The organism is Sulfitobacter sp. 1A13353 (genome assembly GCF_043557255.1).
GTDB lineage: Bacteria > Pseudomonadota > Alphaproteobacteria > Rhodobacterales > Rhodobacteraceae > Sulfitobacter > Sulfitobacter faviae.
In genome coordinates, this window is the sequence record NZ_JBIFFS010000018.1 from 1 (window position 1) to 11,406 (window position 11,406).

The 11,406-nt window shown below is 61.1% G+C and carries 12 protein-coding genes and 2 pseudogenes; 8 read left to right on the plus strand and 6 right to left on the minus strand.

The annotated features are described in order from the left end of the window. Positions 1-71 precede the first annotated feature (71 nt). Positions 72-482: pseudogene (locus tag ACGYLO_RS21915) on the plus strand (molybdopterin cofactor-binding domain-containing protein); the annotation flags it as partial. A 27-nt stretch (positions 483-509) separates the two neighbouring features. Here the strand turns inward: ACGYLO_RS21915 and ACGYLO_RS21920 are convergent. The 5 genes from ACGYLO_RS21920 to ACGYLO_RS21940 all read right to left on the minus strand — a co-directional run bounded on the left by ACGYLO_RS21920 (position 510) and on the right by ACGYLO_RS21940 (position 3,710). Next, complete coding sequence (locus ACGYLO_RS21920) at positions 510-818, minus strand: type II toxin-antitoxin system RelE/ParE family toxin (RefSeq protein ID WP_276154770.1); 309 nt, start codon at positions 816-818, stop codon at positions 510-512. Beyond that, positions 808-1,050 (minus strand): type II toxin-antitoxin system ParD family antitoxin, encoded by a 243-nt coding sequence (locus ACGYLO_RS21925; RefSeq protein ID WP_394377442.1) that lies wholly within the window; start codon positions 1,048-1,050, stop codon positions 808-810. Before ACGYLO_RS21925 ends, ACGYLO_RS21920 begins: the two co-directional genes overlap by 11 nt. Positions 1,051-1,102: 52 nt before the next feature. After that, positions 1,103-1,927, minus strand: coding sequence for a threonine/serine dehydratase (locus tag ACGYLO_RS21930; RefSeq protein ID WP_394377449.1), 825 nt, complete (start codon positions 1,925-1,927; stop codon positions 1,103-1,105). Beyond that, positions 1,870-2,073, minus strand: coding sequence for a hypothetical protein (locus tag ACGYLO_RS21935; RefSeq protein WP_394377443.1), 204 nt, complete (start codon positions 2,071-2,073; stop codon positions 1,870-1,872). The genes ACGYLO_RS21930 and ACGYLO_RS21935 overlap by 58 nt, the downstream gene beginning before the upstream one ends. Before the next feature lie 77 nt (positions 2,074-2,150). Further along, positions 2,151-3,710: a phytoene desaturase family protein gene (locus tag ACGYLO_RS21940; protein ID WP_394377444.1), complete on the minus strand. Its 1,560-nt coding sequence runs from the start codon at positions 3,708-3,710 to the stop codon at positions 2,151-2,153. Between the two features lie 103 nt (positions 3,711-3,813). Between ACGYLO_RS21940 and ACGYLO_RS21945 the strand changes: the two genes are divergently transcribed. From ACGYLO_RS21945 to ACGYLO_RS21970, 6 genes are read left to right on the plus strand one after another with little or no spacing between them, the layout of a single operon-like run. Next, positions 3,814-5,382, plus strand: coding sequence for a phytoene desaturase family protein (locus ACGYLO_RS21945; RefSeq protein ID WP_394377445.1), 1,569 nt, complete (start codon positions 3,814-3,816; stop codon positions 5,380-5,382). A 42-nt stretch (positions 5,383-5,424) separates the two neighbouring features. Then, positions 5,425-6,951, plus strand: coding sequence for an ABC transporter substrate-binding protein (locus tag ACGYLO_RS21950; RefSeq protein WP_394377446.1), 1,527 nt, complete (start codon positions 5,425-5,427; stop codon positions 6,949-6,951). Positions 6,952-7,008: 57 nt separating this feature from the next. Continuing rightward, positions 7,009-8,019: an ABC transporter permease gene (locus ACGYLO_RS21955; RefSeq protein WP_394377447.1), complete on the plus strand. Its 1,011-nt coding sequence runs from the start codon at positions 7,009-7,011 to the stop codon at positions 8,017-8,019. Further along, entirely contained in the window at positions 8,012-8,863 is an 852-nt protein-coding gene (locus tag ACGYLO_RS21960) for an ABC transporter permease (RefSeq protein ID WP_276154763.1), read from the plus strand. The genes ACGYLO_RS21955 and ACGYLO_RS21960 overlap by 8 nt, the downstream gene beginning before the upstream one ends. Then, positions 8,860-9,729: an ABC transporter ATP-binding protein gene (locus tag ACGYLO_RS21965; protein WP_276154762.1), complete on the plus strand. Its 870-nt coding sequence runs from the start codon at positions 8,860-8,862 to the stop codon at positions 9,727-9,729. Before ACGYLO_RS21960 ends, ACGYLO_RS21965 begins: the two co-directional genes overlap by 4 nt. Further along, complete coding sequence (locus ACGYLO_RS21970; protein WP_394377448.1) at positions 9,726-10,520, plus strand: ATP-binding cassette domain-containing protein; 795 nt, start codon at positions 9,726-9,728, stop codon at positions 10,518-10,520. Before ACGYLO_RS21965 ends, ACGYLO_RS21970 begins: the two co-directional genes overlap by 4 nt. A gap of 3 nt (positions 10,521-10,523) precedes the next feature. Here the strand turns inward: ACGYLO_RS21970 and ACGYLO_RS21975 are convergent, their stop codons facing one another. Beyond that, positions 10,524-10,805, minus strand: a complete 282-nt coding sequence (locus ACGYLO_RS21975) for a hypothetical protein (protein WP_276154760.1) — start codon at positions 10,803-10,805, stop codon at positions 10,524-10,526. Positions 10,806-10,855: 50 nt separating this feature from the next. Here ACGYLO_RS21975 and ACGYLO_RS21980 point away from each other — a divergent pair. Further along, positions 10,856-11,347 (plus strand): annotated as a pseudogene (locus ACGYLO_RS21980) (IS6 family transposase); the annotation flags it as partial. Positions 11,348-11,406 lie beyond the last annotated feature (59 nt).

Here is an 11,406-nt window from a genome sequence, read left to right on the forward strand (position 1 = left end):
TCTGTATTCGTACAGAATTTGCACTTCGTTTGTGAATCCACCCGGCTACATACGCGAAACGTATAATATGAATTATGGTATACAGGGCGTCTGGTGAAACACGGGTCCGGCGGATGCACGGCAGCTTTGCCGCGGGTCGTATTCTGAACGCCAAGACAGCGCGGTCGCAATGCCTTGGCGGGATGACCTTTGGCATCGGCATGGCTCTGACCGAAGAGCTGGCCTTTGATCCGCGCGACGGGCATGTGGCGAACCACAACCTCGCCGAGTACCATATCGCGGTGAACGCTGACGTGCCGCAGCTCACGGTGGAACTGTTGGAGGAACGCGACGATTGGGCCAACCCGATGCAGGCCAAGGGCATTGGCGAGTTGGGTATCTGCGGTGCAGCAGCAGCGATTACCAATGCTATATTTAACGCGACCGGCGTTCGGGTACGTGACTATCCTGCGACCTTGGATAAGGTTATCGCCGGAATGTAAGGAGGTCTGCCAAAGGAAGATCGCCGCCTAAGTCTCGGCGATGAAGTCGGTCAAGTTCCGTGCGGAATGCAGGATGCGGATGATTTCCACTCCCGACGCGGCCTCGCGGTAGATCACCAGATGCGCCCGCGTCGCATGTATCCGGACCGGGGGATCAAAGGCGTCACGCAGCCGCGCCATTTCGGGAAAAGCGGCAAGCAGGTCAAAGACGGCAAACAGCCCGTCGGCATAGCGGTCTGCCTGATCCGCGCCCCAAGTGGTCGCTCCGTAGCGCCAAATATCAGCAAGGTCAGACCGGGCAGCGGGGCGAAGTTGCCAACCGCCTTCAGCCCCCATGTTCCGCGCGCATCTGAGCCTTGAATGCAGCAGGGTCGACGGACGTGGCTTCACCACTTTCCAGTCCCACATCAACAGTGGCCTGTATCTCGGCAATCGCTTCCTGCCGTGCGCGATCACGCCGGATCAGGTCCCGCATATAGTCGCTGGTATTCGCATAGCGACCGGTGCGAGATTGCTGCTCTACCCAGTTTTTCATTGGGTCCGGGAGGGAAATGTTCATGGTGCCCATGGGGTTCTCCTTATCTCTCATAATCTATGGCAAACTTTGCCATAGGGCAAGCTTAGCCATCCAACAAAGCGTGATACCGTGACAAACTGATGTTGGACCCGCAAGCGATAATCCCTACATGACGCCCCTCCGCGCGCTTGCGCAACGGGCCACAAAGAGCCGCCAATGCGGCAGCGCAGGCTGGTTCGGCCGTGAGCCGCAGGATATCTTGATAGCTGCGCATCGCCGTGAGCAGGGCGTCATCTTCGACGCGTACAATCTCATCGACATAGCGCTGCGCCACTTCAAAGGAGTAGGGCATCGCAAGCGGGGAAGCGAGGCTGTCTGCGATGGTCGAAATGGTTTCCAGCCGCACCGGAGCACCAGTAGCGAAGCCGCGGTACATGCTATCAGCCCCGAAAGTTTCCACACCGATCACAGTTGCGTCCGGCTTCGCCAGTTTGATTGCCGCGGCCATGCCGCTGATTAACCCGCCCCCGCCCACAGGAACGACGAAGAGGTCGATCTCGGGATGCGCAGCCACGAACTCAGCGCCGCAGGTCGCACTGCCAAGTGTCATATGACAGCCCTCAAACGGGTGCATCATCACACGGCCTTCGCGCGCGGCGCTGTCCTCCATCACAGCAAAAGCTTCGACGATATCTTCGCAGAGCACCACTTCCGCCCCGCTCGCCTGGCAACCTTCGATGCGAAGCGGATCGGCGGCTTTGGGTATGGTGATCTTGGCCGAAACGCCCAGCTTCTGCGCCGCCCAAGCCACCGCTATCGCGTGGTTCCCCCCGCTCGCCGCGACGACGCCGTTTGCTTTCTCTGCTTCGGTCAGCCCGCTGACCCCAAGTACGCTCCGCGCGCTTTGAACGATTCTGCTTGCTGAAATAGCTCCAGTTTGATCGTCCCACTGGCTAGATCGGGCAGAATGGCCTTCCAGCGGCCGGACTGCATTGGAAGCGTCGGTGTCTCGATTAACGTGCCATTGATCGCCGCACGTGCCTCGGAAATATCTGCTTTGTTAAGCTCTGCCATCCCTGCCCCCACCTGTTCTTTGTTCGCAACCTAACGGTCAACTATCTGACCTGAAAGGGGAGTTTTAGGTGGCTACCTCAACCGCCCAACTGACGTGCGAGGTTAAGACCAGAACCACCACCCAAGCCCGGACCGGGATGGGTCGAGGCCCCGATATGGTGCAGACCTTTGATTGGCGTGGCGTAGTTGTTCTGATCTGCGAAGGGCCGCCAAAGGAAGAACTGGTCCAGGGTGCAGGCCCCTCCATAGGGATCACCGCCGACGAGGTTGACGTTTAGCCCCGCCAAATCTGCGGGCGAATAGGCGCGGCGTGCAAGTTTGATGGCGTCAAAGTTACGAATGCTCTGGCGCAGAATGTCTTCCACCCGGTCGGCAAAAGCCTCGCGTGTGGCCTCTGTCCAATCGGCTGTGGTTTCAATTTCAGCCGCCGCATCGCCTTTGATCACCCGCGGCGCATCAGGGATTTGCAGCCAAAGCACAGCCTTGCCTTCAGGACAACGGCTGGGATCAAGGCGATGCGGCTGGCCGACACAGATGGTGGGCACGGCAGGCAACAGACCACGCTCAGCCTCGTTACAGGACCGGGAAACCGCATCGACCCCGTCAGCAAGGTGGATCAGCGCGACGTCGTCCAACCCGTCGGCCACCCATTCAGGGGCGGCATCAAGCGCATAATGCAGCTGAAAATTCCCGCGTCCGTGCCGGAATTCGCGCCGGGTCTGCGGGCGTGGCTGTTCTTTCAACAACCCTTCGTAGAGCTGCCCGGGCGCTACCGAGGCGATGATATTTTTGGCGCGGATCGTCTCGCCCGCTGCAGTCTCGATCCCCATCGCGGTCCCATTCTCGACAAGCACGCGTTGCGCCTCGACCCCGGTGCGAACCTCGCCACCTTTGGCCGTGATCAGCCGCTCGAACGCCGCGGCCATCTGCCCCGCACCCCCCTTGACCACCGGCGCGCCCGCGGCCTCTAGCGCAAATGCAATGACACGGCTCATCTGCCCGCCATAGCTTGCCTCCGGGGTCAGCCCAACATGCAGCACCCAAGGCGCCCAAAGAGCTGGAACGTCCTCGCTTTCATAGCGTGTTTCAAGCCACGCCCGCCCCGGCTCCAAAGCCTCACCGAACCAAGCCTTAAGCGGCCCGAGCCCGCGCTTCCATGCCTGTTTCGCCAAAAGCCAAGCCGACTGCCGCGACCAAAGCGGCTGCCCCAAGAGCGCAAAAAGGAATTCAGCATCCGCCTCAATCGCCCCCACATCAGCCGCGTGCTGGTCCCCGTCCCCCGGCGCGCGTTTGTTGAAAGCCGCGACATTCGCGGCGCGGTCCATCTCTAACCGCAGCGCCTGTCCGTTCAGTCGCAGCGCCGCAGTCGGGTGGGGGCTGTGACAGAACTCTAATCCATGTTCGGCCAGGTCCGCGCCCAGGGCTTCATGCGCCGGGCCGGTCAGGAACAGCACAAAGGTCGCAGCCATCACGTCGTGATGAAAACCGGGCAGCGTGATCTCCTCGGTCATCATGCAGCCGCCAATGCGGTCTTCGCGCTCGACCACCAGCACGCTGTCACCCTTTCGGGCCAGCATTGCAGCGGCGACCAGCGCATTTATGCCCGACCCGATGATGAGATGATCGACGTCCGACATGCTTAATCCTTCCGCTATTATTTCCAGAGTTCTCAATATTTTGAAACAAAGCTAGACAAAAAAATATGCGTTTGCAATTATCTTACTCAGGGAGACTAGGGCAATGACATCTAATGTTGATGCCGTCATCATCGGCGCGGGGCACAATAGCCTCGCTTGCGCCTGCCACTTGGCGGCGCGGGGCTGGAGCGTGGCGGTCTACGAGCAAGCGGCTGAACCGGGCGGGGCGGTGAAGTCTGGCGACTACACGCAGCCGGGGTTCCGCCACGACTGGGCGGCGATGAACCTGTCGCTTTTCGCAGGCTCTGCTTTTCACGCGGAGCATGGTGAGGAACTGGCGCGGCACGGGCTAGGCTTTGCGCCCACGTCGAACCCTTTCGCCAGCCTGTTCCCCGATGGGCGTTGGCTTGGCATCTCAAGTGACCGCGCTTTGAACCGCGCACGGATTGCGGGGTTCAGCCAAACCGATGCCGAGGTATGGGATCGGCTGAGTGACGATTTCCCGGGCAAGGCTGAAACGATCTTTGCCCTACTAGGCAGCCCGATGCGCGCCTCTTCATTCGCCAAACTAGGCTGGTCCACGCTGCGCAAACGCGGGCGGGGTGGCAGCCTTGATCTGGCGCAGTTCTTATTGATGTCGCCCCGCGCTTGGCTGGATCAGACCTTTGAAGACGACCGGGTCAAAGCGACCTTGGCCGCTTGGGGGATGCATCTGGACTTCGCCCCCGACATCGCGGGCGGCGCGCTCTTCCCCTATCTCGAAGCCATGGCCGCGCAGGCTTTTGGCATGGTGCTGGGCCAAGGCGGCGCGGATGCGATGACCCGTGCCATGGTCGCGATGATCGAGGCGCGCGGCGGCTCTGTCACCTGCAACGCAGAGGTTACGGGCATTGAAAAAGCAGGCGGTCGCGCCACCGGGATCACGCTGGCAGACGGGCGTTTCATTGGCGCCGACAAAGCCGTCATTGCCAATGTTGCCCCCTCTCCTTTGCTCCGGCTGACAGGCGGCAGCGGCGATGCGCGTCACGATAAGGCGATGAAGACGTTCCAGCACGCGCCGGGTACGATGATGATCCATCTGGCGATGGACGATCTGCCAAACTGGCCCGCCGCCGAGCTGAAACGCTTTGCCTATGTGCATCTGGCCCCCTTGATGGACCAAATGGCGCAGACCTATGCGCAAGCCAAGGCCGGAATGCTGCCGGATGAACCGGTGATCGTTTGCGGCCAGCCCACTGTGGTGGACCCCAGCCGCGCGCCGGAGGGCAAGCATGTGCTTTGGCTTCAGGTGCGCATGGTGCCGGGACAGATCAAAGGCGATGCCAAGGGCAAGATTGCTGCGACCGACTGGGAGACCGCCGCCGCGCCCATGGCCGACCGCGCGCTCGATATCCTAGAGCGCTACGCCCCCGGCACAAGCGCGCGGATCATTGACCGCCATGTGGTCACCCCCGCGATGCTGGAGGCCGACAACCCCAACCTCGTCGGCGGCGATCAGGTCTGCGGCAGCCACCATCTGCACCAACATTTCATGAGCCGCCCTGCGCGCGGCTATGCCGATGGCAGCACGCCGATCAAAGGGCTTTACCACACCGGTGCCGCCGTTTGGCCCGGTGGGGGCACAGGCGCAGGGCCCGGCACCCTGCTAGCCAGAAAACTCGCCGGAAAATAAAAACAAGAACCTAAAAAACAACAAGTCTCAGGGAGAGAACAAATGAAACTATCCAGACGCAGCCTACTCAAGACCAGCGCCGCGGCGGCCGCCTTTGCCACCGTGGCCCTGCCCAGCATTGCTCAAGAGATCGACGAATTGGTCATTGCCTACAACGTCAACCTGCCCAGCTGGGACCCGACCGTTGGCCCCTCGGCGGTGAACCCGACGATCCAAGGTTTTTACCAGTCGGTCTTTGACCTCTATATCCCGCAAAACCCCGATCTGTCTTTCGGCCAAGGCCTGATCACCGATTACGGCTGGAACGAGGACGAGACCCAAATCTGGATGGAGGTCCGCGACGGGGTCACTTGGCACAACGGCTATCCTTTTACAGCTGAAGACGTGGCTTGGTCCCTGCAACGCGCCGCCAATGCCGAAACGGGCAACCCGATCCAGTTCATCTGGGGCAAGGTCGAGAACATCAGCGCCGAGGGCAACCGCGTCACCGCCGACGTCAAGGAATACGAGCCCACGTTTTTTAAGTGGATGTCCTTCCTCACCGGCTATGTCATGCCCAAGAAATACTACGAGGAAGTCGGCGCAGACGGTTTTGAAGCCGCGCCCATCGGCACCGGCCCCTACATGGTCGAAAAGTTCGAGCGCAACGCCTTTGTGCGGCTAAAGGCCAATGAGAACTACTGGGGCGGCGCACCCGCGTTTAAATCCGTGACGATCAAATTCGTGACCGACGCGGCCAGCCGTGTGGCCGAGATGGAATCGGGCAACAGCCATGTCACGCTCGAAGTCCCCTATGAGGAGTTCGACCGTCTGAAAGCCAAAGACGGCATCGAAGGCGTGGCGGAGCCGATCTCGGACATCGGCATGATCTTCCTCAACGACATTGAGGCGATGACTGACCCCAACGTCCGCAAAGCCGCCGCGCTGGCGATCGACAAAAAGCTGATCATCGACCGGCTGCTCTCGGGCTACGGCGTGCCGATCGACACGCTGCAAACCCCGGATTACGCCGCCTATGATGAGACGATCACCGTGGGCCACGATATGGAAAAGGCCAAGGCACTGCTGGCCGAGTCCGGCTTTAGCACGGACAACCCGGTGAAGTTCAAAATCCAGACCACCAAGGGTTTCAAGCCCAAGGACTACGAGATGGTGCAGGCCATCGTCGGGCTCTGGCGCAAGGTCGGGATCGAGGCCGAGATCGAGGTCTATGAGATTGCCAAACACTACGAGCTGCGCGCCGCGGACACGCTGGCACCTGCTGCCTTCTACAACTGGGGCAACTCGGTGGGCGACCCGACAACCTCGACCGGCTTCGCCATGTTCGGCCCCTCGCCGCATTCGGTCTGGGACGGCGAAGACACCTTCAACATGATCCTGCCGCTTTGGGGCGAGAAGGACGAGGCCAAGCGCATCGAGGGCTGGAAGGCCGTCGACCGCCACATCGCCGAGAACGCCGAGGTGATCCCGCTGCTGCAATATGTGCAGCCGATCCTGCATGTCTCGGGCATCAAAGTCGTGCCGCACCGCTCCGGCGCGCTGCTGCCGCATCTGATGACACGCGCGTAACGCAACATCTGACGGGGCGGCAAAGGCTGCCCCGTCACACCAAATTCCCGAGGCAAAATGACCCTATTGCGCAGCATATTGATGCGGCTTCTCAGCACCGCCATCACGCTCTTTGGCGTGGCCATGATCGTCTTTGTGGTGATCCGCGTGGTCCCCGGCAACCCGATTGCCATGATGCTGCCCCCCGGCGCAACGGAGGCCGATATCGCCCGGCTGCAAGCGCAATACGGGTTCGACAAATCGATCTTTGGGCAGTTCGTGATTTGGCTCGGTGGCGTCCTGCAGGGTGACTTCGGCACCTCCATCTCGCTGCGCCAGCCGGTCAGCAGCCTTGTTCTGAACCGTCTGCCCGCCACACTGGAGCTGAGCATCATGGCGCTGCTGATCGCTGTTGCCATCGGCGGCACGCTGGCGCTGATGGGCACGCTGCGGCGCGATAGCCGCGCCGAGGGGGCCATCGACATCTCCGCTGGCATGGCCCTGTCGATCCCCGATTTCCTCTGGGGGTTGGTACTGATCCTGCTCTTTGGCGTGCTATGGCCGGTGTTCCACATTTCGGGGCGCATTTCGCCCGCGCTCGACATCGATTTCACCACGAATTTCTACCTGTTCGAAGCCCTGCTGCGCCTGCGGTTTGACGTCTTGGGCGATCTGATCGGCCATATGTTCATGCCCGCACTGGCGCTGGCGATCCCGCTCTCGGCGATCATCGCGCAGCTGCTCAAGCAAAGCCTGAAAGAAACCATGCACCTTGATTACGTCACCTTGTCGCGCACTCATGGCTACGCTGAGACCCATGTCATCACCCGCGACGCGCTACCCAATGCCATTTTGCCAACGCTGACCTTGGTCGGTGTGCAGTTCACCTTCCTCATCGGCGGCACCGTCATCATCGAGCGTCTGTTCAGCTACGAAGGCTTGGGCAATATGGCGATTGACGCGGTGATCAACCGCGATCTGCCGCTGATCCAAGGCATCGTGATCCTCTTTGCGCTGATCTTTACCCTCGTGAACCTCGCTGTCGATATGCTCTATGTCGTGCTGAACCCGAGGCTTCGCCATGCGTGACGCCCGCGGAGACATCAAACGCCCCCTCGGGCTGCGCCTCTGGCTCTCGGGCGGTTGGCTGTTGCTTCTGGCACTGGCCGCACTACTGGCTCCGTGGATCGCCCCGCAAGACCCACTGGCCCAAGACCTCTTCACCTCCCGCCTTCCGCCATTCTGGGAAAGCGGCGCCGAGCCGGGGTTTTGGCTAGGGTCAGACTCACTGGGACGCGATGTACTCAGCCGGATCATCCATGGCGCGCGTCTTGCGCTGATCGTGGCGCTGGTGGCAGGTACACTAACCTGCATAATAGGCACTGCGCTTGGCCTGATCGCGGGCTACTACCGGGGCTGGCCGGACCGCATCATCAGCCGCTTTGTCGATATCTGGATGGCCTTCCCGCCGGTGCTCTTTGCGATCCTTTTAATCGCCGTGCTGGGCACCGGCCTCACCTCCATCATCATCGCGATCGTGGTGATCGACTGGACCCGTTTCGCCCGCGTGATCCGGGCCGAGGCAATTACCCAAGGAGCGATGGACTATGTCGCCTCGGCCCAAGTCGCGGGGCGCAAACGCATGGGCACGATGTTGGCCGAGATCTTGCCGAATGTGCTGCCCACCGTCGTCGCTCTGCTGACCTTGGAAATGGGGATCGCGGTGATTGTCGAGGCGATCCTGAGCTTCGTGAACCTGTCGATCTCGACCGACAGCCCGACATGGGGCGGCATGATTTCCGAAGGCCGCACCTCGGTCCATCAGGCTTGGTGGGTGTTGGTCTTTCCGCTGATCACCCTATTCCTGACGGTGCTCAGCTTCTCGCAATTAGGCGAAGGGTTGAAAGACCGCTTCGATCCGGTGCTGCGATGAGTGCTTATCTGCAAATCCGCAACCTTTGTGTGACGCTTAAGGGCGGCATACCCATTCTACGCCGCGTCTCGCTCGATGTGGCGGCGGGGCAGGTGCATGGGCTGGTGGGCGAAAGCGGCGCGGGCAAGTCGATGATCGGCAAGGCGGTGCTGGGCACCCTCCCACGTGCGCTGCAAGTGACCCGCGGTGAGATTTGGCTCGACGGTGTCGATCTGTTGAGCCTCTCTGCCTCCGAGCGCAGAAAACGTATCGGGGCCTCCGCGGCGCTGATCCCTCAAGACCCGCTGACCGCGCTGAACCCAACGCGCCGCATCGGGCCACAGATTACTCGGCGGCTGGTTGATATTCTAGGTTGGTCGCGCAGAGATGCCGAGGCCCGCGCATTGCACCTGTTAGAAGAGGTCCAAATCCCCGACCCCGCCCGCGTCATGCGCAGTTACCCCCATGAACTGTCGGGCGGCATGCGCCAGCGCATCCTGATTGCCGCTGCCTTTTCAGCAGAGCCGAAGCTTATCATCGCCGATGAGCCGACAACTGCGCTCGACGTGACGGTTCAAAAGCAGATCCTGCGTCTGATCGCAGACATGCAAGCGCGCCACGCCACGGCGCTTTTGTTCGTGACCCATGACCTCGGCGTGGTCTCCAAAGTCTGCGACACGCTCAGCGTGCTCTATGCAGGCAAAGTGGTCGAGGACGCCCGGATGCGGCGGTTTTTTACCCGGCCCATTCACCCCTATTCTCGGGCCCTCTTAGCCGCCACTCCCAGCTATGAAGACCCCGAAGGCGCGCTGACCCCGGTGCCGCAATCGGTGATCGAGCAAGTGGAACGCGAAGTGCAGGACCACGACCGGAGGGCCGCGTCATGATGTATCAAGTCAAAGACCTCCAACTTTCGCTGCCTGACATGACGCGTAAACCTCTCTTAGGGGCGGCTCCAAGAATTGAGATTCTGCGCGAACTGACCTTCGACGTGCCAAAGGGCGCGGTGCTCGGGATCGTCGGTGGGTCCGGATCGGGCAAATCGACGCTCGGCCGGGCAATGCTGCGGCTCTTGGAACCGACCGGCGGCAGCATCACCTTCAATGGGCAGGACATCACCCATCTGGCTGAGGACGACCTGCGTCCCATGCGCGCGCAGATGCAGATGATCTTTCAAGACCCGATGTCTTCGCTCAACCCGCGCCGCAGGGTTGGGGGCATCATCGCAGGACCGCTGCATGTGCAGGGGCATGAAGGCATCGCGGCCAAAGTACTCGAAGCGCTGGATATGGTCGGCTTGCCGCTCAGCTTTGCCAATCGCTATCCGCATGAACTCTCCGGTGGTCAAAGGCAGCGCGTGGGGATCGCACGGGCGATTGCACTGCGTCCTGAGTTCATGCTCGCGGATGAGATCGTTTCGGGGTTGGATGTCTCGTCACAGGCGCAGGTGCTGAACCTTCTACAGGAACTGGTTCGGGAACTGGGGCTCACCTTAGCTTTTATCAGCCACGACATGTCGGTGATCCGACGGCTCTGCGACCGGACGCTCGTCCTTTACCGCGGCGAGATTGTTGAGCAGGGACCGACAGCGGCGCTATTTGCAGACCCGCAGGCGGCCTATACGCGAGATTTGCTAGACGCCATCCCCCTGCCCGACCCGTACCAAGCCTGGGCCTAACGACTACCGGTCACGCCCGCCCCATTTGCGCCAAGCGAGCCAGGCCACTGCCGCACCACCAACGATCAGGGCGAGGTGCCGGGGGCGGATACCACGGCCCGTCGTCATGCCTTCGCCGGGATGGTAGCGCGGATCGAGCAGCCGTGTGTTGGCGAGGAAGCTGCCCACATAGGTCACCGCATCGCGCGAGACCCGCCGCAGCCCGCGGCCGTGCTTCACGTTCAGCCGTTTGATCGTGACAATCATCGAACCAGTGCGCGACATCAGATCGGCGGGCATTGTCACATTAAGTCGAACCTGTTGGAAGCGTTGGAGATTTTGCGTAGTTGCGGCGAATGAGCATGATCGTCAGCTACATGCGCCACCGTTTTCCACCAGAGATCATCGCGCACGCGGTTTGGCTGTACGTCCGGTTCAACCTATCCCTGCGCGAAGTCGAGGAAATGCTGCTGAAGCGTGGCATTGATGTTTCCTACGAAACGATCCGGCGTTGGGTGGCGAAATTCGCCCCGCAGATCACCCGAAACTTGCGCCGGCGGCAGGCGCCTCCGGGAGACGTTTGGCATCTCGACGAAACTGTGGTGACGATTTCCGGGCGGAAATTCTGGCTCTGGCGCGCGGTTGATCAAGAGGGGATCGTCCTGGAGGAAATTCTGCAATCTAAGCGCGACAAGCGTGCCGCAAAGCGTCTTTTGAAAGCCCTGATCAAGCGGTTTGGCCTGCCCAAACGGATCGTCACGGACAAGCTGCGCTCCTACGGTGCGGCCAGACGCGAAATCGCGTCCGGCCTTGAACATCGCTCCCACAAAGGTCATGTCCCAGGGAGAGGTGTAACTTCTGGTAGCGCTTTTGGTGGCGTCCGCGCCCTTCATGAGGCGCCGTAGGA

What these genes read in the sequence shown, in the direction of transcription:
- ACGYLO_RS21920 (WP_276154770.1), bottom strand. Translation starts at nt 818, where the DNA reads ATGGGGGCTGAAGGCGGTTGGCAACTTCGCCCCGCTGCCCGGTCTGAC.
- ACGYLO_RS21925 (WP_394377442.1), bottom strand. Translation starts at nt 1,050, where the DNA reads ATGGGCACCATGAACATTTCCCTCCCGGACCCAATGAAAAACTGGGTA.
- ACGYLO_RS21935 (WP_394377443.1), bottom strand. Translation starts at nt 2,073, where the DNA reads ATGGCAGAGCTTAACAAAGCAGATATTTCCGAGGCACGTGCGGCGATC.
- ACGYLO_RS21940 (WP_394377444.1), bottom strand. Translation starts at nt 3,710, where the DNA reads ATGTCGGACGTCGATCATCTCATCATCGGGTCGGGCATAAATGCGCTG.
- ACGYLO_RS21945 (WP_394377445.1), top strand. Translation starts at nt 3,814, where the DNA reads ATGACATCTAATGTTGATGCCGTCATCATCGGCGCGGGGCACAATAGC.
- ACGYLO_RS21950 (WP_394377446.1), top strand. Translation starts at nt 5,425, where the DNA reads ATGAAACTATCCAGACGCAGCCTACTCAAGACCAGCGCCGCGGCGGCC.
- ACGYLO_RS21955 (WP_394377447.1), top strand. Translation starts at nt 7,009, where the DNA reads ATGACCCTATTGCGCAGCATATTGATGCGGCTTCTCAGCACCGCCATC.
- ACGYLO_RS21960 (WP_276154763.1), top strand. Translation starts at nt 8,012, where the DNA reads ATGCGTGACGCCCGCGGAGACATCAAACGCCCCCTCGGGCTGCGCCTC.
- ACGYLO_RS21965 (WP_276154762.1), top strand. Translation starts at nt 8,860, where the DNA reads ATGAGTGCTTATCTGCAAATCCGCAACCTTTGTGTGACGCTTAAGGGC.
- ACGYLO_RS21970 (WP_394377448.1), top strand. Translation starts at nt 9,726, where the DNA reads ATGATGTATCAAGTCAAAGACCTCCAACTTTCGCTGCCTGACATGACG.